At 72.8% G+C, this 19,089-nt stretch carries 18 protein-coding genes; 7 read left to right on the forward strand and 11 right to left on the reverse strand.

The window, feature by feature from the left end:
• The first annotated feature begins 75 nt into the window (after window positions 1-75).
• Entirely contained in the window at window positions 76-3,573 is a 3,498-nt protein-coding gene (locus ACZOOI_RS24815) for a BTAD domain-containing putative transcriptional regulator (RefSeq protein ID WP_465277897.1), read from the forward strand.
• Between the two features lie 158 nt (window positions 3,574-3,731).
• Here ACZOOI_RS24815 and ACZOOI_RS24820 read toward each other — a convergent pair whose 3' ends face one another.
• The 5 genes from ACZOOI_RS24820 to ACZOOI_RS24840 form a co-directional block, all read right to left on the reverse strand.
• A complete protein-coding gene (locus tag ACZOOI_RS24820) occupies window positions 3,732-5,507 on the reverse strand; it encodes a GMC oxidoreductase (RefSeq protein WP_465277898.1) in 1,776 nt (591 codons plus the stop codon).
• Between the two features lie 99 nt (window positions 5,508-5,606).
• Window positions 5,607-5,837 carry a DUF5302 domain-containing protein gene (locus ACZOOI_RS24825; RefSeq protein ID WP_020553912.1) on the reverse strand — a complete coding sequence of 77 codons (231 nt, stop codon included), beginning with the start codon at window positions 5,835-5,837 and terminating at the stop codon, window positions 5,607-5,609.
• Between the two features lie 165 nt (window positions 5,838-6,002).
• A complete protein-coding gene (locus ACZOOI_RS24830; protein ID WP_465277899.1) occupies window positions 6,003-6,647 on the reverse strand; it encodes a TetR/AcrR family transcriptional regulator in 645 nt (214 codons plus the stop codon).
• A gap of 134 nt (window positions 6,648-6,781) precedes the next feature.
• A complete protein-coding gene (locus ACZOOI_RS24835) occupies window positions 6,782-8,386 on the reverse strand; it encodes a DHA2 family efflux MFS transporter permease subunit (protein WP_465277900.1) in 1,605 nt (534 codons plus the stop codon).
• A 109-nt stretch (window positions 8,387-8,495) separates the two neighbouring features.
• Window positions 8,496-8,945 carry a MarR family winged helix-turn-helix transcriptional regulator gene (locus ACZOOI_RS24840; RefSeq protein ID WP_465277901.1) on the reverse strand — a complete coding sequence of 150 codons (450 nt, stop codon included), beginning with the start codon at window positions 8,943-8,945 and terminating at the stop codon, window positions 8,496-8,498.
• Window positions 8,946-9,049: 104 nt separating this feature from the next.
• On the opposite strand from ACZOOI_RS24840, the gene ACZOOI_RS24845 reads away from it, so the two are divergent.
• On the forward strand, window positions 9,050-9,442 hold the full coding sequence (locus ACZOOI_RS24845; protein WP_465277902.1) for a nuclear transport factor 2 family protein: 393 nt from the start codon (window positions 9,050-9,052) through the stop codon (window positions 9,440-9,442).
• 42 nt (window positions 9,443-9,484) lie between these two features.
• Here ACZOOI_RS24845 and ACZOOI_RS24850 read toward each other — a convergent pair whose 3' ends face one another.
• Entirely contained in the window at window positions 9,485-10,189 is a 705-nt protein-coding gene (locus ACZOOI_RS24850; protein WP_465277903.1) for a hypothetical protein, read from the reverse strand.
• A 373-nt stretch (window positions 10,190-10,562) separates the two neighbouring features.
• On the opposite strand from ACZOOI_RS24850, the gene ACZOOI_RS24855 reads away from it, so the two are divergent.
• From ACZOOI_RS24855 to ACZOOI_RS24875, 5 genes are all read left to right on the forward strand, one after another.
• Complete coding sequence (locus ACZOOI_RS24855; RefSeq protein WP_391587705.1) at window positions 10,563-10,784, forward strand: hypothetical protein; 222 nt, start codon at window positions 10,563-10,565, stop codon at window positions 10,782-10,784.
• A gap of 346 nt (window positions 10,785-11,130) precedes the next feature.
• Window positions 11,131-12,972, forward strand: coding sequence for a 2-isopropylmalate synthase (gene leuA / locus ACZOOI_RS24860; RefSeq protein WP_465277904.1), 1,842 nt, complete (start codon window positions 11,131-11,133; stop codon window positions 12,970-12,972).
• A 48-nt stretch (window positions 12,973-13,020) separates the two neighbouring features.
• Entirely contained in the window at window positions 13,021-13,713 is a 693-nt protein-coding gene (locus ACZOOI_RS24865; protein WP_465277905.1) for a FadR/GntR family transcriptional regulator, read from the forward strand.
• A 208-nt stretch (window positions 13,714-13,921) separates the two neighbouring features.
• Entirely contained in the window at window positions 13,922-15,040 is a 1,119-nt protein-coding gene (locus ACZOOI_RS24870) for an LLM class flavin-dependent oxidoreductase (protein ID WP_465277906.1), read from the forward strand.
• A gap of 38 nt (window positions 15,041-15,078) precedes the next feature.
• On the forward strand, window positions 15,079-15,717 hold the full coding sequence (locus tag ACZOOI_RS24875; RefSeq protein WP_465277907.1) for an FMN reductase: 639 nt from the start codon (window positions 15,079-15,081) through the stop codon (window positions 15,715-15,717).
• 105 nt (window positions 15,718-15,822) lie between these two features.
• Here the strand turns inward: ACZOOI_RS24875 and ACZOOI_RS24880 are convergent, their stop codons facing one another.
• The 5 genes from ACZOOI_RS24880 to ACZOOI_RS24900 all read right to left on the reverse strand — a co-directional run bounded on the left by ACZOOI_RS24880 (window position 15,823) and on the right by ACZOOI_RS24900 (window position 18,976).
• On the reverse strand, window positions 15,823-15,927 hold the full coding sequence (locus ACZOOI_RS24880; protein ID WP_465277908.1) for a phosphotriesterase family protein: 105 nt from the start codon (window positions 15,925-15,927) through the stop codon (window positions 15,823-15,825).
• Complete coding sequence (locus tag ACZOOI_RS24885; RefSeq protein WP_465277909.1) at window positions 15,921-16,118, reverse strand: phosphotriesterase family protein; 198 nt, start codon at window positions 16,116-16,118, stop codon at window positions 15,921-15,923. Before ACZOOI_RS24885 ends, ACZOOI_RS24880 begins: the two co-directional genes overlap by 7 nt.
• A gap of 79 nt (window positions 16,119-16,197) precedes the next feature.
• The gene (locus tag ACZOOI_RS24890) at window positions 16,198-17,001 is read right to left on the reverse strand and encodes an SDR family oxidoreductase (protein WP_465277910.1); all 804 of its coding nucleotides are present in this window, start codon (window positions 16,999-17,001) and stop codon (window positions 16,198-16,200) included.
• Window positions 16,998-17,753 carry an SDR family oxidoreductase gene (locus ACZOOI_RS24895; protein WP_465277911.1) on the reverse strand — a complete coding sequence of 252 codons (756 nt, stop codon included), beginning with the start codon at window positions 17,751-17,753 and terminating at the stop codon, window positions 16,998-17,000. The genes ACZOOI_RS24890 and ACZOOI_RS24895 overlap by 4 nt, the downstream gene beginning before the upstream one ends.
• A complete protein-coding gene (locus tag ACZOOI_RS24900) occupies window positions 17,750-18,976 on the reverse strand; it encodes an acyl-CoA dehydrogenase family protein (RefSeq protein ID WP_465277912.1) in 1,227 nt (408 codons plus the stop codon). Before ACZOOI_RS24900 ends, ACZOOI_RS24895 begins: the two co-directional genes overlap by 4 nt.
• Between the last annotated feature and the right edge of the window lie 113 nt (window positions 18,977-19,089).

The raw sequence follows: 19,089 nt of genomic DNA on the forward strand, positions 1-19,089 counted from the left end.
TGTCCGGCGAGCGGCTCGCCGACGACGGGCCGCGCGAACCGGGTCGGGTGAACCGGGTCGGGTGAAGGGGGAGAGATGGTGTACCTGCGCGTGCTCGGCCCGTTCGAGGCCGAAGTGCACGATGTGACCGTCCCACTGGGTGGTCCGCGCCAGCGCGCCGTACTCGCGCTCCTGGTGGCCGCCCGCGGGCGGGTCGTGTCGATCGACCGGATGATCGAGGACCTGTGGCGCGGCGAACCGCCCGCCCAGGCCATCACCTCCCTCCAGGCGTACGTGTCCAACCTGCGTCGTCTGCTCGAACCGGGTCGGCCGCGGCGGGCCCCGGCCACGATCCTGGTCAGCGCGGCGCCCGGCTACGCGCTGCGGCTGCCGGACGACGCGGTGGACGCGTGGCGCTTCGAAGGGCTGCTCCGGAGCGCGCGGGAGCGGGCCGAGACCGACCCGGCCCGGGCGCGGACCCTGGTCGAAGCGGCACTGGCGCTGTGGCGCGGCCCGGCGTTCGCCGCCGCCTCGGACGAGCCGTGGGCCCTCGCGGAGGCCGCCCGGCTGAGTGAACTGCAATTGAGCGCACGCGAATTGCACATCGCCGCCGGCCTGCGCTCGGGCGCCGCGGCGGGCGCGGCGGCGGATGCCGAACGGCTCACCCGCGAGGCGCCGCTGCGCGAGGAGGGCTGGCGCCTGCACGCACTGGCGCTGTGGGCGGACAACCGCCAGGCGGACGCGCTGGCCACGCTGCGCCGGGCCCGCGCGGTACTGGCGGCCGACGTCGGCCTGGACCCCGGTCCCGCCCTCACCGAGGTGGAGGCGGCGATCCTGGGCCGACACATGCACGTGCTCCGCGCGGCGACGGGGCCGGTGGCCGCGGCAGCCGGCGCCGACCGGCCTGCGGCCGGCGAGGCGGCCGGTGACGCCGGCGGCGGTGCGTCGGGCCGGGCCGATCGTGGGGGTGACCCGCCCGATGCCCGCGCCGGCCGGCAGGGGGCCGACGGCGTGCCGGACCCGGCCGCGGCGCCGCGGGTGGGCCCGATCCCCGTCGCCGACACCCACTCCCACCCGCAACCCGGCGGCCCCGGCGAGCTGTTCGTCGGGCGAGACGACGAACTCGCCGCGCTGCTGGGCGCGGCCGACCAGGTCGCTTCGGCCGGCCTGCGGGTCGCGCTGGTCACCGGCGAGGCCGGATTGGGCAAGTCCGCGCTGCTCGGCCGGCTGAGCGGCGAACTGGAGCGGGCCGGGCTGCTCGTGGCCACCGGGCGCTGTCCCGAGGTGGACGGCGCGCCGCCCGCCTGGGCGTGGGTGGAGGCGCTGCGGTCGATCGCCGAGGTCGTGCCGCCGCCGCCCGAGTCGGCCGCCGCACTCGCGCCGCTGCTGGGCGACGACGCGGCCGAGGGACCCGGACCGGACACCGCGGCGGGCCGGTTCCGGCTGCACCGTGCGGTCTGGTCCTGGCTCGCGGCCGGTGCCCGGCGCCGACCGCTTGCCGTCCTGCTGGACGACCTGCACCGGGCCGACGCCGAGACGCTGGCCCTGCTCGCCGCCGCGGCCGACGGCGACGCCGCGGGTGCGCCGGTGTTCGTGGTCGCCGCGTACCGTCCCGACGAGGTGGACGGCCGGCTCACCGAGACCCTGGCCGGCCTGGCCCGTCGATCGCCGGTCCGGCTCGCGCTGACCGGCCTGCCGGAGGCCGCCGTGGCCCGGGTCGTGGACGCCGTGTCGCAGACGCCCGTCGACCCCGCGACGATCACCGCGCTGGCCGAACGCACCGGCGGCAACCCGTTCTACATCCGGGAGAGCGCCCGCCTGCTGGACAGCGAAGGGGCCCTGGTCGCGCTCTCCGACGTGCCCGAGGGGGTCCGGGACGTGCTGCGCCGGCGCCTGGCCCGGCTGCCCGACCCGGCCGTCGCGGTGCTGCGGCTGGCCTCGGTCGCGGGCCGCGAGGTGGACGTGGACGTGCTGGTGGACGCGGCCGAGGTCGATGAGGGCGGTGTGCTCGACGCGCTGGACGCCGGCCTGATCGCCGGCCTGCTCACCGAACCGGCCCCCGGTCGGGTGCGGTTCGTGCACGCACTGGTCCGCGACACGATGGTCGCCGACCTGAGCGGGCTGCGCCGCACCCGGATGCACACCCGAATCGCCGCCGCCCTGGAACGGCTCGGCACCGGGGACGTATCGGCGCTGGCCTACCACTACGGCAACGCGGCGACCGCCGGCACCGCGGCTCGGGCCGTCGAAGTCTGCATCTCCGCAGCCGAGTTGGCCGAGCGCCGCTTCGCCCACGACACGGCCGTCGACCTGCTCGCCCGCGCACTGGAATGCCTGGACCGGATTCCCGCCGACACCGCCGGCGACCGGGACGGCCGGCGGGCCGACCTGTTCGGCCGGCTGCTGCGCGCCCAGGTCCGCGCCGGCGACGTCGCGGCGGCCCGGCAGACCCGGCAACGCGCTTTCGAAGCGGCCGAGTCGGCACACCGCGACGACCTGACGATCGCCGCGTTCACCGCGTGGACGGTGCCCACGCCGTGGCAGAGCCGGCCGTACGGCAGCCTGGACCTCGGCGTGGCGGCGGCGCTGCGCCGGCTGATCGCGCGGACCGACCTCGACCCGCAAACCCGATGCCGGCTGCTGGTCGGCTACGCCGGCGAACTCAGGGGAGAGGACGTCGAACCGAGCCCGGGCGCGGCGGCCGAGGAGGCCGTCGCGCTCGCGGCCGACCTGGGCGATCCCGATCTGCGGGCCCTCACCCTGACCACGCTCACCGGCAACCTGGACAGCCTGCCGGACGCACCCGCCCGGGCCGCTGTCTCCGTCGAACTGGCCCGGATCGCGGACGAGTTCGACCTGCCGGAGTACCGCTGGTACGGCCGGTACAACCTGGCCACCGCCGCGGCCGACCAAAACGATCCGGCCGTCGTGCGCCGGTTGGTGGACGAGAGCGCGGCAATCGCCGAGGCGTACCGGATGCCGGACGCGATCGGCGTCGGGGCCGTCGCGCTCGCGGCCCTCGCGCACATCGACGGCCGCTACGAGGAGGCCGAGGAGCGCTACATCCGGGCCACCGAGCCGATGATCGCGCAGGGTTCGCTGCATGCGTACGGCCTGCGCCGGCTCGCCCTCGCCACGATCCTGCTCGGCCGCGGCCGGATCGGCGAACTCGCGCCGGAGGCACCGGAGATCCTGGCCGGCTTCGGGCCGTTCGTGGCCGACCTGTGTGCGCTTGCGGTGGCCGCCGACGGCCGGATCGAACAGGCGCGGGAGATCCGGTCGGTGATCGAGCCGATCCGCCGCGACTTCTTCCACACCCCGATGTCCGTCCTGCGCGCGGCGGCGGTGGTGGCGCTGGGCGAACACGACGAGGCCGCCGCGCTCTACCCGACCCTGCTCCCGCTGCGCGACGCGGCGCCGGCGTGCGCGGGGCTGTCCCTGGCGATCCGGCCACCGGCCCACACCCTGGGCGAACTGGCCCGCTTCCTGGGCCTGGAGGCGGAAGCGAACGAACACTTCGACCGTGCCGCCGAAATCGCCGACACCTGGGGCGCAAAGCACTGGGCAGCGGAGGCCCGCGCGGCACGCGTCTAGGGGCGTGTCCGGGCGGCTGCGGGGCCACACCGGCCGGCACCGCATCCGCCCTGCGGGCTCGCGACCCGACCGCACCCTGCGGCAGCCGATCCGACGGTGGTTGGCGACGGGGCTCCACCCACGAGACCCGTTCCGCCGACCGCCGACCCCGACCGCTGTCAGTCCTCCGCCCGCGGGCCCGACCGTACCTCCACGATCGGCAGGCGCAACGCCCCCGGCGCGTCCGCCGGGACCACCGGCGCCACCGGTGCGGTGTGGGGGATTCGCCGGTAGGCCGAGCCCAACTCCGGGCGGGCGTCGGGCTCTCCACGGTTCGGCCACAGGGCCGTCGCGCGTTCCGCCTGGGCGGTGATGGTCAGGGACGGGTTGACGCCCAGGTTCGCGCTGACCGCCGCACCGTCCAGGACGTGCAGTCCCGGGTGGCCGTACACCCGCTGGTACGGGTCGACCACCCCGGTCTCGGCCGAGTCGCCGATCACGCAGCCGCCCAGGATGTGCGCGGTCATCGGCACGTTGGCCAGATCGCCCCAGGTGCCGCCGGCCACTCCGCCGAGCCGCTGCGCGATCCGCCGGACGGCCTCGTGACCGGCCGGGATCCAGTTCGGGTTGGGCTCGCCGTGGCCCTGCCGGGTGGTGATCCGGGTCCGGCCGAACAGGCCGCGCTTGCGGTACACGGTCAGCGAGTTGTCCCGGGACTGCATCACCAGCGCGATGATCGCCCGCTCGGACCAGTTGCGCACGTTCAGCAGCCGCAGCTTGGCCGGGTCGCGCAACGACTGGCGCAGGAGTTGGCGGACCCGGGGTCGGTCGCCGTCGGTGAGCAGGGTCTGCAACAGCCCCATCGCGTTGGAGCCCTTGCCGTAGCGGACCGGTTCGATGTGGGTGTCCGCGTCCGGGTGCCACGAGGACGTGATGGCCACCCCGCGCGTCGCGTCGATCACCCCGGTCCTGGGGGCGACCGCGCCGACCAGCGCCTCGGAGTTGGTCCGGGTCAGCCGGCCGAGCGTGCCGGACAGGTGCGGCAGCGTACCCTCGGCCGCCATCCGGTGCAGGAGCCGCTGCGTGCCCAGCGTGCCGGCGGCGAACACCACCTGCTCGGCGGTCCAGGTGCGCGGCGTACGCGGCGCCGTCGCGGGCCCGCTGTGTACGGTCTCCACCGCGTAGCCGCCGATGGACCCGTCCGGGTGCCGGCCCGGACCCAGCGGCCGGACCCGGCGCACCGTGCGCTCCGCGTGCACCTCGGCGCCCGCCCGTTCGGCCAGGTACAGGTAGTTCTTGAGCAGCGTGTTCTTCGCGCCGACCCGGCAACCGGTCATGCACGAGCCGCATTCGGTGCACGTGGTGCGGCGCGGCCCGACCCCGCCGAAGAACGGGTCGGCCACGTCCTCGCCGGGCCGCTGACCGTCCTCGGGGAACAACACGCCGACCGGCGCGAGGTGGAACGTGTCGCCCACGCCCATGTCCTCGGCGACGGCCTTCATGTGCTCGTCGGCGGGCGTCATGTGCGGGTTCGTCACCACGCCCAGCATGCGCTTGGCCTGGGCGTAGAACGGTGCGAGTTCGGCGTGCCAGTCGGTGATGCGACCCCACTGCGGGTCGTCGAAGAACGGCTGCGGCGGCTCGTAGAGCGTGTTCGCGTAGTTCAGCGAACCGCCGCCCACGCCCGCCCCGGCCAGCACCACCACGTCCTTGAGCACGTGGATGCGCTGGATGCCGGTCAGGCCCAGGGCCGGTGCCCACAGGAAGTCGCGCAACTGCCAGGAGGTCTTGGGGAAGTCGGCGTCGGCGAAGCGCCGTCCGGCCTCCAGGACACCGACCCGGTAGCCCTTCTCGGTCAGCCGCAACGCCGCGACCGAACCGCCGAAACCCGAACCGATGACCAGAACGTCGTAATCGAACACGGGGGGACCCTTCGCCGGGCGGGCAGGAGGCATGCCACGAGATCTCGCGATCCTACTGCCCGGTAACCCGGCGAAGGCAGTCCCTCGCTGGTCCGATCCGGTGATGCGAATCGGTGCGCAGGGCGCTGGGACTCAGCCGCTCTTGCGGCGGAACGAGCGCTGCTGCGCGGCGGGCCCGTGCGCACCGTGGATCTTCGACCCGTCGCCGCCGGGACCCTCGCCGGTGCCGTCGGTCTTGGTGCCGCGCTTGCGGGCGAGTGCCTCGCGGAACTTGCGCTTGGTCTCGTCCTCGGGCGTCTCGGGCTCGGTGGCCTCGACGACCGTCTCCTCGGGTGTCTCGTTCGCGGGTGTCTCGTCAGCCATGGTGCGTTCCTGCTCTCGAACTGGATTCGATCCGTGGGGACACCCTTCCATGCCGGGGCCCGGGATGGCACGCCCGGACCGGGTGACGCCCGCGAGAGCGGACATACCGGTCGGCCGCCGAGCGGCGGACCTCGCACAGCGGCCCTCCGGGCCGGCCCGGCGAGGTCAGCCCGCCGAGGTCAGTCGGGCGGTACGGATGACCAGCGTGTCGATGAAGTCGGTCAGCGGCGGCCAGTCGAAGACGGGCGCGGTCATCCGCAGCAGGATCGCGCCGTGCATCGCGGCCCACACGGCCAGCGCGTCCTCGAACGGATCGGTGCCGGTCGAGCGGCCGGCCGCCGCCGTGGCGGCGATCGCGTCGATCAGGGTCTGGAAGACGTCCATGCGACTGGGCAGCTCGGCCGGCGGCGGAGCCGGCTCGGCCGGATCGGCGGCGGCCGGGCGCATCCGGTGGAACAGCGCGCGATAGCGGCCGGGGCGCTCCATCGCGAAGCGGGCGTACGCGCGACAACCCGCGAGCAGCGAACGATCCGCCTCGGTCTCCTCGGCGGCGGCGGCCGCGATGGCCGCCTGCAACTCGTCGAAGTAGCCGTTGAGCACGGTGTCCAGGATGTCGTCGAGATCGTTGAAGTGCGCGTAGATCGAAGGCGCGGTGATCGCGGCCTCGCGCGCGATCCGGCGCAGCGTCACATCGCCGGAGTGTCCGTCGCGTTCGATGAGTGCGGTCGCCGCGGCGAGGATGTCGTCGCGCAGAAGCGCGCCCTGGCCGCGGCGGTTGCGTCGGCGGTTCGGCCCCTGATCGTCGTCCATGGTCGTCAGCGTACGAGGCGTGGAAGCGGCGCCGGCGGGCATGGTGCCTCCTCGGGTGTGTCGACGACGGTTCGCCGAACGGCGGGTGCACGGCGACCGGGGTGCCGGTCGCCGTGCATGGACGTGATGCTCCCTCAGGCAGCCTGTACCGCCCGGTTGTCGGCCGATTCGGTGGGCTGCCCGGCGGCGACCGGGGTGCTGCCCGCCCGGCGCGGGAGGCCGAAGGCGACCACGATCGCGCCGATCGCGGCGACCGCCGCGGCCACCAGGGCGCCGTTGTTCATCGCGGTGGTGAAGGCGTGGTCGGCGGCCGAGGTGAGCCGGTCGGCGGCCTCGGGGGACAGGTGCTCGGCCACGGCGTGCGCGCTGGGCAGGTCGTGTTCGGCGACCGCGGCGGGGCCGGTCAGGTGTCGGTCGGCCATCTCGCCGCGGTAGTGCGCGGATACCAGGGTGCCGACCACCGCGATGCCCAGCACACCGCCGAGTTCGCGCACCACGCTGTTGAGCGCACCCGCCATCGCGGAGAAGCGCACCGGCACCGACGCGGTGATCTCCATGCTCGCCGGGGCCATCATCATCCCCATCCCGGCGCCGACCAGGGCCATTTCCCCGGCCAGGGCGACGAACGGGGTGCTGCTGTCGGTGGTCAGACCGAGTACGGACAGGCCGACCGCGATCGCGCCGAGTCCGACGGTGAGCGTGCCGCGGATGCCCAGTCGGGCGGTGACCACCGGCGACAGCCCGGACATCGCGGCCATCGCCACGGCGAACGGCATTGCGGAGAGGCCGGCTTCGAGCGGGCTGTATCCGTGCACGAGCTGGAAGTACTGGGAGAGCACGAACAGCGTGCCGAAGAGCGCGAAGAAGGTCACGGTCAGCGTCGCGGCGGCGAGCACGAAGCCCCGGTTGGCGAACAGGCGGACCTGCACCATCGGTTCGTCGCGGCGCAGCTCCCAGGCCACGAACACCGCGGTGAACAGCACGAATGCGCCCAGCTCGACGAGGGTGACCGGCGCGGTCCAGCCGCGCTCGGGTGCCTCGATGATCGCGTCGACCAGGGTGCCCAGGCCGGCGATGGACAACACGGCGGCGGGCAGGTCGAGTCGGGCGGTGCCCTGGCGCGGGATGCTCGGCACGATCCGCAGGATGCCGACGAGCGCGGCGAGCACGAGCGGGACGTTGATCCAGAACGCGCTGGACCAGGAGAAGTGCATCAGCAGCGCGCCACCGGTGACCGGGCCGATCAGCACACCCACGCCGGCCGCGGCCGACCAGACGGCGAACGCCTTGGGCCGCTCGACCGGCGGGAACATCCGGATGATGATGGCCAGCGTCGCGGGCATCACGAACGCCGCTCCCAGGCCCATCACCGCCCGCCAGGCGATGAGTTCGGCCACGGTCGAGGACACCGCCGCGACGGCCGATCCGGCGCCGAAGAGCGCGAGGCCGCCGAGCAGCGCGCGGCGGGCGCCGAACCGGGCGCCCAGGCTGCCGGCGAGGAGCAGCAGGGCGGCGAAGACCAGCGTGTAGGCGTCGGTGATCCATTGCAGATCCGACGTCGACGCGTCCAGCCCCTTCGCCAACGACGGCAGCGCGGTGTTGAGCACCGAGTTGTCCAGCGTCACCGCGACCAGCGTCGAACTGAGCACGAGCAGCGCGGCCCATCGGCGCGGATGGCCCGCGGCTTCGAGAGCTTCGGCGGGGTCGGCGCCGGCCGATCGGGTTTCCGGGCTGCTCACGAGGTACCCCCTGATTTAACGACTGTGTGCTTACGAATGTAAACATAGGCCGTCGCTATACGGCTGTAAAGCCAAGGATTGGCAAAGCGGCGCCTACCGCCTCATGGCGCTACGCCTCCGTGAACGGCCCGTCCTCGACGAACCGGCGCAAGCCGCGGGCGAAGATCCGCGCCTCGTCGGCCGGCCACTGCGCGAGTGTGGCCTCCAGTCGCGCGGCAAGCCGCTCGCGCAGTTCGCGCACGCAGTCCGCACCCGCGTCGGTCAGGGCGAGCAGTACGGCCCGGCGGTCCTCGGGGTCGGGTTCACGGCGGACCAGGCCGGCGTCCTCCAGGCGGGAGGCGCGGCGGCTGACGCCGGACCGGTCGAGCCCGATCTCGCCGGCCAGGTCCGCGGCGCTGCACGGGCCGGTCCGGGCCAGGCCGCTGAGCACGGGATAGGTCACGTCGTCCACGGCCGGCCCCAGGCCCTCGGTCAGGCTCGCGTACAGGTTGGCGCGGGTGCTGCGGCGAAGCAGGCGACCGAGCGCGTCGGCCACCTCGTGTCCCGTCGAATGTTCCATGTCCCCAGAATAGCGTGCGCTGCGCACGCATATGGGCTATCGTCAAAAGCGTGCGCAGCGCACGCATCACTTCGGAAGACCATTTCGATCGGAGTCGCCCCGCCATGTCTCGAACCGCAATCGTTCCCGCCCTCACCGACATCCTGTTCCGTCCCGAGTTGGACCTCGACACCGCGATCGACCGGCATTTCGCGCCGGACTACCGCCAGCGCACCGACGGCGTCTGGGCGGATCGCGCGGGCTTCGTCGAGCACATCGCGCACCTGCGCTCGATCGTGGTCGGCGGTGGGATCCGGCTGCACGAGGAACTGTCCGACGGATCGCGATACGCCGACCGGCACACCGTCGAGGTGTGCAAGACGGACGGTTCCACGGTGGAGATGGAGGTGTACCTGTTCGGCGAGTTCGCGCCGGACGGCCGGTTCCGCCGGATCGAGGAGACCACGCTCATGCTCGCCGGTTCGGCCGCCGATCGTGGCCTGGGATCGGCTCGGTGAGGCCGGCCGCCGGCCCGCCCACCCGGGGCGGGCCGGCGTCGGTCAGAACTCCCGCGCCAGGTCCAGCGGTCCGCAGGACAGCGTGCCGCGCGCGTGGGGTGCGGCGATCCAGCTGTCCGTGCTGACGAAGTCCCGCCCCCGCTGGTGCGCCTCGCGGGCCGGCGTCGGGTCGTCCCAGGCCACCGTCAACGGCTTGTGCTCGACGTCCCACTTGGCGCCGCCCAGCGCGCGGTCGTCCGCGGAGGTCGCCTCCACGTGCGTGAGCCGACCGGCGTCGGTGGCCAACACCCCCGCGTGCCACAGCGTCACACCCGCCTGGGTGTGCACGATCGCGGGTGGGGTGACCAGTGCCAATCCGGTGCCGTCGTGGCGCTCGGAGTCGAAGCGCAACACCAGGCGGCGCGGGATGGTCGGCAACACCACGTCCAGGACGAGATCCCCGTCCGGGACGTGGCCGAACAGACAGGAGGTGAACCGGATCGGCCCGGCCGACAGCGTCGTGGCCAGCGCCGAGTAGGCGAACCGGTCGCCCGAGCGGGTCACCGACACCCCGTACTGCCCGAACAGCGGCGGCGCGGGCGGCCGCGGACCGGCGGGTCGGGCCAGGGTCTCCAGGCCGATCGTGGTGTACAGACCGGCCGGTGTGCGCAGGATGCCGCCGTGGAAGACCCTTACCTCCTCGTGCGCAAGCAGGATTTCGGGCGGCCTGACCAGCTCGATGTCCACCGGGGCGGTGCTGTCGCTCATGCCGCGACCCTATCGGCGGGCAGCGGTCGGAACGGGCGGCCCGGGGCCGCCCCGGTGCCCGGTCGCGGCCCCGTCGTGACCGCGGTGGCGGTACACGAAGGGTGCTTCGAGCGGGCGTCGGCGATGTGTTCGGACGTCGCCCGATCGGCCCAATCGGGTCTGCCGGGGCGTTGTTCGCACAGGGTGCGCAACCCGGTCCGAGCCGGATCCCGCGTGACCTGCGGCAGAGGCGGGCGAGGGGCATTTCGGTCGGCTTCGAGGGGCGCATACGGGATTCGGACCGCCATATCGTGGGGACACTTTCCGGTTACGGCTTCGCCTATACCGCCCCCGAACGCCCCGCGCGTCACCCGACAGGAGCATACTGATGGGGATGACGACGTCAGCCGTGACCCGGCGCATTCTGCCCACCAGTCCCTTCAATGTCCCGGTCGCTCCCATCATCGAGGATTTCGACCTCGGTGCACGAGTGACGCACGATCAGTACGGACTCGGTCGGATCGTCGGTGTCGAAGAGGACATCGCGGTCACTGTCGATTTCGGGTCGCGTCAGGAGCGGATCTGCCGTCCCTACGCGAAGCTGAGCAACCTCTGAACATCCCGACTCCACGCGGTCGGCATAGGGGAGGCGCCCCCGGGTAACCGGGCCGGCGCCTCCTTTCGTTGCGCGACACCGCCCCGGGTGCGGCGCTGTCCGTCGTCAGTTTTTTGTCGTCGGTTTCCGGCCACGCGCCCCGAGCGGTACTCGCCGGATCGGCTCGGTGGGCAGCCGTACCGACTGAGGCATCAGGTTGTCAGACAAGTTGTGCTAGCGTCGGCGCCCATGAAGCTGCGCGCCCTCCTTCTCGGCCGCCGCGGCGGGGTCTGATCCGACCGGCACCCCGCCGCGGGGTTCGGTGCTGCCGGTCGAACCCTTCGAACGGCGAGGACGACTCCGCACCATGAGCGACGGCACCTTCCCCACCCTGCGCACCCCGGCCGGCCCCATCCCCGACGGCCGACCGCACTGGAACCGGCAACGTTCGAGCGCGATGCCGCATCACCGCTACCGCCCGGCGCACGAGCGGGTTCGGGTCGAGATCGACCCGAATACCCGAACCTGGCCGACTCGGCGGATCGAACAGGCCCCGCTGTGGGTCCCGGTGGACCTGCGAGACGGCAATCAGGCGCTGGCCGAGCCGATGGACCCGGCCCGCAAGCGGCGGATGTTCGACCTGCTGGTGGCGATGGGCTTCAAGGAGATCGAGGTCGGCTACCCGTCGGCGAGCCGCGCCGACTACGACTTCGTCCGGCACCTGGCCGAGAGCGATGCGGTCCCGGACGACGTGACGATCGTGGTCTTCACCGCGGCCCGCACCGACCTGATCGAACGTACTCATCAATCCATCGAGGGCCTGCCGCACGCCGTCGTGCACATGTACACCGCCACCGCACCGACCTGGCGCGACGTCGTGCTCGGGCACGACCGGGACGCGCTGCACGGCCTGATCCTGGCCGGCGCGAAGGACGTCGCCCGCGGCGCGGATGCGCGGCCGGGGGCGGACATCCGCTTCGAGTTCTCGCCCGAGGTGTTCAACCTGACCGAACCCGACTACGTCCTGGAGGTGTGCGACAGCGTCACCGAGCTGTGGGACGCGAGCCCGGACCGGCCGGTGATCCACAACCTGCCGGCCACGGTCGAGATCGCCACGCCGAACGTGTACGCCGACCAGATCGAGTACATGCACCGCCATCTGGCCCGCCGGGACGCGGTGATCCTGTCCGTGCATCCGCACAACGATCGCGGTACCGGGGTCGCCTGCGCCGAACTGGCGCTGCTGGCCGGGGCGCAACGGGTCGAGGGCTGCCTGTTCGGCAACGGCGAACGCACCGGCAACGTGGACCTGGTCACGCTCGCGCTGAACCTGTACACGCAGGGCGTGGATCCGATGATCGACTTCTCCGACATCGACGAGATCCGGCGCACCGTCGAATACGCGAACCGGATCGACGTGCACGCCCGCCACCCCTACGGCGGCGACCTGGTCTACACCGCGTTCTCCGGCACCCACCAGGACGCGATCAAGAAGGGCTTCGCGCAGCATGCGCGCCAGGCCGAGCGGCTGGGGCGGTCCGTGACGCAGGCGCCGTGGGACGTGCCGTATCTGCCGATCGACCCGGCCGACGTGGGCCGCGACTACGAGGCGGTGATTCGGGTCAACAGCCAGTCCGGCAAGGGCGGCATCGCCCATCTGATGCAGAGCGCGCACGGTCTGGATCTGCCGCGCCGGCTCCAGATCGAGTTCTCCCGGGTGGTCCAGGAGGCCACCGACGACAGCGGCGAGGAGATCACCGCGGCCGAACTGGGCGAGCTGTTCGGGCGGGAGTACCTGGACCGGCGCTCGCCGATCGACGTCACCGGGTGGCGGGCGGAGGAGGCCGCACCAGGCCGGCACGTGTTCACCGGGACATTGACCGACCCGGCCGGCGGGCGTCCGGTGGTCGGCGAGGGGAACGGGCCGCTGTCCGCGCTGACCTCGGCGTTCGACGCGGCGGGGATGCGGGTCGAGATCCTGGACTACGTCGAGCACTCGATCGGGGCGGGTGCGGTGGCCGGCGCCGGCGGTGGTGGTGGGGACCGGCAGGCGGCGTCGTACGTGGAGTGCCGGGTCGACGGGGTCACCCGGTGGGGCGTCGGGATCGACACCTCGATCCTGGCCGCCTCGGTGCAGGCGACGGTGTCGGCGGTGAACCGGGCGCGTGCGGGGGAGCGGGAGGGGGTGGGCGTGCTTCCGCGGCACTAGGCTTCGTGCAGCTCGTCGGACAACCTGAGACGTGAAGGTGACGACACGATGACGTTCGGCCCCCTGCGCCGCAGCCCGCTGGTCGGCCAGGCGGCCGAACGGCTTCGGGACCAGATCGCCGCCGGGCGCTGGCCGGTGGGCACCAAGCTGCCCGGCGAGGTGGCGCTCGGCAGGGAACTGGGCATCGGCCGCTCGACCGTCCGCGAGGCGATCCGCGCGCTGGCGGGAGCGGGTCTGGTCGAGTCCCGGCAGGGGTCCGGCGTCTTCGTGATCGCCACCGAGCCGGCCGAGGACCTGCCCGCACGGCTGCGGCGAGCCTCGGCGGTCGAGGTCTACGAGGTGCGCAACCTGATCGAGGTGCGAGCCGCGATGTTGGCCGCGCAGCGGCGTACCGACGAGGACCTCGCCGCGCTGGACGCGGGCCTGGCCGCGCGGGCCGCCGCGCTCGGCGACGACGCGGCGTACATCGACGCGGACATCGCCTTCCACGCGAGCATCGTCGCGGCGGCGCACAACGAGGTGCTCACCGACCTGTTCGCGGTCTTCCAGGTGACCATGCGACCGGGCCTGCTCGACCTGCTCGCGGTGATGGACGAGAAGGGCCTGCGGGGCGCATCGGCGGACCCGGGCGCCGACGCCCACGCAGCCATGGTCGCGGCAATCCGAGCCGGCGACGCGGAAACAGCCGGCCGGGTGACCGAAGCAGAACTGGCAGTAAGCCTCCGCATCCTGCGCGACTAGGCGCCGGCACGCCGGGCCTGATCACCGCGCCCGCCCCCGCCTCCCAGGCCGCCAAGCCCCGGGTCTCGGGCGGCAACCTCGCGCCTCGGCTCTGCCCGGCCCGCCTCGCGACCCCCGCGCCGCGCCTTGCGTGTGCTTCGGGAATAGCTCCTTCGGGATCTCGCTTTAGTAGGTGATTGAGAGTTCAACTACTGAGAGAGTGATCATCGTGCAGTTCGGGATCTTCACCGTCGGAGACGTCACCGTTGACCCCACCACCGGTCGGGAGCCCACCGAGCACGAGCGGATCAAGGCGATGGTGGCGATCGCGCTCAAGGCCGAGGAGGTCGGCCTGGACGTGTTCGCGACCGGAGAGCACCACAACCCGCCGTTCGTGCCCTCGTCGCCGACCACGTTGCTCGGCTACGTCGCCGCGCGGACCGAGCGGATCATCCTCTCCACGTCCACCACGCTGATCACCACGAACGACCCGGTGAAGATCGCCGAGGACTACGCGATGCTCCAGCACCTGGCCGACGGCCGGGTGGACCTGATGATGGGCCGCGGCAACACCGGGCCGGTCTACCCGTGGTTCGGCCAGGACATCCGCCAGGGCATCCCGCTGGCGATCGAGAACTACGCGCTCCTGCACGAGCTGTGGCGCAACGACGTGGTGAACTGGGAGGGCCGGTTCCGGACCCCGCTCCAGGGCTTCACCTCGACCCCGCGACCGCTGGACGGCGTCCCGCCGTTCGTGTGGCACGGCTCGATCCGCAGCCCCGAGATCGCCGAACAGGCCGCCTACTACGGCGACGGATTCTTCGCCAACAACATCTTCTGGCCCCGGGACCACTTCATCCGGCTGATCAACCTCTACCGCGACCGCTTCGAGCACTACGGCCACGGCACGCGCGAGCAGGCCATCGTCGGCGTCGGCGGACAGGTGTTCATGCGCAAGAACTCGCAGGACGCGGTGCGCGAGTTCCGTCCCTACTTCGACAACGCGCCGGTGTACGGCCACGGTCCGTCGCTGGAGGAGTTCACCGACCAGACGCCGCTGACCGTGGGCAGCCCGCAGGAGGTCATCGACAAGACGCTGACCTTCCGCGACTCGTTCGGCGACTACCAGCGCCAGTTGTTCCTGATGGACCACGCGGGACTCCCGTTGAAGACCGTGCTGGAGCAGCTCGACCTGCTCGGCGAGGAGGTACTCCCGGTGCTGCGCGAGGAGTTCGCGGCCCGACGCGGAGCCGATGTGCCCGCGGGCCCGACCCACGCGGCGCTGGTTGCCCGGCGGGACGAGACGGCGGCACAGGCCGCGGCGAACGAGGGCGCGCCGGCGCTCTGACCGGCCGTACCCGCGAGAGAAAGGAAGAAGAGGTCACCATGGCGCAACCGGTCAAGCTCGTGGTCGTTTCGGCCGGACTGGGCAAGCCCTCGTCCACCCGCATGCTCGGCGACCGACTGGCCGAGGCGGCCCGACGACAGCTGGTCGATCGGGGCGTCGAGGTCGACGTGCACACGGTCGAACTGCGCGACGTCGCGGTGGACATCGCACACAACCTGGTCACCGGCTTCCCGCCGCCGGGCCTGCGCGCCGCGATCGAGACGGTCACCCGCGCCGATGCCCTGATCGCGGTCACGCCGATCTTCACCGCCTCCTACAGCGGGCTGTTCAAGTCCTTCTTCGACGTGCTGGACAACACCGCGCTCGCCGGGAAGCCGGTGCTGATCGCGGCGACCGGCGGTACCGCGCGGCACTCGCTGGCCCTGGAGCACGCGCTGCGCCCGCTGTTCGCCTACCTGCGGGCCACGGTCGTACCGACCTCGGTGTACGCGGCGACCGACGACTGGGGCGCGGCGGCGGGGTCCGGCGGCGACGACCTGGCCGCGAGGATCGCCCGCGCGGGCGGCGAACTCGCCGACCTGGCGGCCGGACTGCCTCGGGCGGCATCCGTGCCCGCTGCGGAATACGAGGAAGTGGTCCCGTTCGCCGAGCAGTTGGCCGCGCTGCGCCGCGGATGAGGACACCGCGGAGGGGGGCTCCTCGAACGAGGACGCCGTAGCCGGGACGGCCGCCCGGGCGCCGAAGCTCCACTTCGGCGCCCGGGTCCACGATCGACGCCCGCGTCACGCCCGTTCGAACCACCGGCGCGGATTGTCCACCAGCATCGTGGTCAATTCCTCTTCGGGCACGCCGTGCGCCCGCAGCGCCGGAAGCACGTCGTTCAGCACGTCACACCGGCCGCGCGCAGCGCTCGCAACCGCTCGACCGCGTCCGCGACCCGGGCCTTCTCGTCCCAGTCCGAGGACCAGTTGGCCTGGCTGTCCGGAGTCAGCACGAAGATGTGCTCGTGCATCAGGGTCGTCCCGAGCGCGGCGGAGGGCACCGGCTCGAGCACCGTCTCGATCTCGTTCACCGGCACCTGCGACTCCTTCGGCTGCGGCGGCTGCGTCGCGCCGGTCCGAGCCGGCGGCACGGCGGCGCCGGCTCGGACCGGGTGGTCAGCCTTCCTGCGCTCGGCCCTCCTTCGCAAACTCCAGACGGGTCTGGAGTTTGCGCATTCCGGCCAGCCAGCGGTCCGGATCGGCGGCCCGGGCCGCGTACATCCGGGCCACCTCGGGATGCGGCAGGACCAGGAACGGCGTGCCGTTCGTGACCGCCTCGGCGACCACGTCGGCGACCTCCGCCGGCTCGATCGCGCCGTCGTCGAGAATCACCCGGGCGGCCTCCCCGGTCGCGCCGAGCAGCCGCGTGCGTACGCCCTGCGGGCAGACCGCCTGGACCGTGATGCCCTTGGCGCCGTAGGTGATCGCCATCCACTCGGCGAACGCGTACGCCGCGTGCTTGGTGACCGAGTACGCCGACGCGTCCAGCATGGTGAGCACGCCGGCGGCGGAGACCGTGGTGACCAGGTGGCCGCGGCCCCGGGCCAGCCAGGCCGGGGTGAGCAGCCGCGCCGCGCGCACGTGCGCCATCACGTTGACGTCCCACGAGCGGCCCCAGGCATCCTCGGAGGCGTCCAGGCCCATGCCCTCGCCGATGCCGGCGTTGGCGCAGTAGATGTCGATCTCGCCGCCGAGCGCCTTGCGGGCACCGGTGATCAGCGCCGCGACGCCCTCCTCGCCCGCCGCGTCGCCGGGCAGCGCGATCCCGTCGATCTCGGCGGCGACCGCGCGGCACGCGTCCGCGTCCAGGTCGTTGACCACCACCCGTGCCCCGTCGGCGGCGAAGCGCCGGGCCAGCGCCGCGCCGATCCCGGCACCGGAGCCGGTGATCACCACATTGGCGCCGGTGAGCGTGGTCATCCGACACCGCCGGACAGGCTCACGCCGCCGTCGACCAGCAGTGTCTGGCCGGTGATCCAACTCGCCTGCTCGGACAGCAGGAACGCCACCGCGCCGGCCACGTCCTCGGGTACGCCGAGCCGGGCCATCGGGTACGCCGCCGCGACCTCTTCCTCGCGGCCCTCGTACAGCGCCGTCGCGAAGACCGTCTTGACCACGGCCGGGGCCACCGCGTTCACCCTCACCCGCGGCCCGAGTTCGCTCGCGAGCTGGGCGGTCAGGTGGGTCAGCGCGGCCTTGCTGACGCCGTAGAAGCCGATTCCGTGCGCGGGCCGCGCGCCGGCGAGCGAGGACACGTTGACGATCGCGCCGCCGTGCTCGCCCAGCCACGCCTTGTGCACGCGCTGGGTCCAGGCGAGCGCGGCGAGCAGGTTGACCTCCAGGATCTTGCGCCCCGCGTCCAGGTCGAGTTCCACCAGCGGGCCGTACACCGGGTTGATGCCGGCGTTGTTGACCAGCATGTCGATCCGGCCGAACGCCTCCAGGGTCGCGGTCACCGCGGCGTCCTGGTGGACCGGGTCGTGCGCCTTGCCGGCGACGCCGATCGCATGTTCGGGGCCGCCGAGCGAGGCGACCACCTCGGCGAGCGTGTCCGCGCCGCGCGCGGTCACGCAGACCCGGTCGCCGCGCGCGACCAGGGCCTGGGCGATGCCCAGGCCGATGCCTCGGCTCGCGCCGGTGACGATGGCTACGGGACGGGACGAGTCGCTCACTGGGCGGCTGCCTCTCGGTAGGACTTGAGCTCGCGGTGGGCGAGCGAACGGCGGTGTACCTCGTCCGGGCCGTCGGCCAGACGCAGCGTGCGGGCGTGGGTCCACAACGACGCGAGCACGAAGTCCTGGGACAGGCCGCCCGCGCCGTGCGCCTGGATGGCCTTGTCCAGGATCCACTCGACGGTGAGCGGCGTGGCGATCTTGATCGACTGGATCTCGCGGTGCGCGCCGCGGTTGCCGACGGTGTCCATCAGCCACGCGGTCTTGAGCACGAGCAGGCGCAACTGCTCGATGCGCACCCGGGATTCGGCGATCCATTCCTGGATCACGCCCTGATCGGCGAGCGGCCCGCCGAACGCCTCGCGGGCGACCACCCGGCGGCACATCAGCTCCAGGCCGCGCTCGGCCATCCCGATCAGCCGCATGCAGTGGTGGATCCGGCCGGGGCCCAGCCGGGCCTGGGCGATGGCGAAGCCGTCGCCGGCGTTGCCGACCAGGTTCGCGGCGGGCACCCGTACGTTGTCGAAGACCACCTCGGCGTGGCCGCCGTGCGGCCCGTCGGTGTAGCCGAAGACGTGCATCCCGCGGCGGATCCGCACGCCCGGGGTGTCGCGCGGCACCAGGATCATGCTCTGCCGGCGGTGGCGCGGCGCGTCCGGGTCGGTCTTGCCCATCACGACCAGGATCTCGCAGGTGGGCGCCATCGCCCCGGAGGACCACCACTTGCGGCCGTCGATAACGTACTCGTCGCCGTCGCGGACGATGCGCGTGGTGATGTTGGTGGCGTCGGAGGAGGCGACGTCGGGCTCGGTCATGCAGAACGCCGAGCGGATGGTGCCCTCCAGCAGCGGCTTCAGCCACCGCTCCTGCTGCTCGGGCGTGCCGAAGTCGTGCAGCAGCTCCATGTTGCCGGTGTCGGGCGCGGCGCAGTTGAGCGCCTCCGGGCCCAGGTGTGGACTGCGGCCGGCGATCTCGGCCAGCGGCGCGTACCGGAGATTGGTCAGACCCGCGCCCTCGGCGCCCGGCAGGAACAGGTTCCACAGGCCGCGTTTGCGGGCCTCGACCTTGAGTTCCTCGATCACCGGCGGCCGGCCCCACGGATCCGCACCCGGCTCGGCCACCTGCTCGGTGAACACGGCTTCGGCGGGGTACACGTGCTCGGCCATGAACGCGAGCAGTCGCTCGCGCAGTTCCTCGGTCCGTGCGTCGTAGCTGAAGTCCACCGACGCCTTCCTCTCCCTGGTCGCGGACGGCGGGGACGTTTCGTGGCCTCGGGTTTCGTGGCCGTAGGGTGCGCGAAACGTGCCGTGCGCGAAATACGGTACCGACCGGTCGG

Source organism: Embleya sp. L77 (assembly GCF_055557415.1).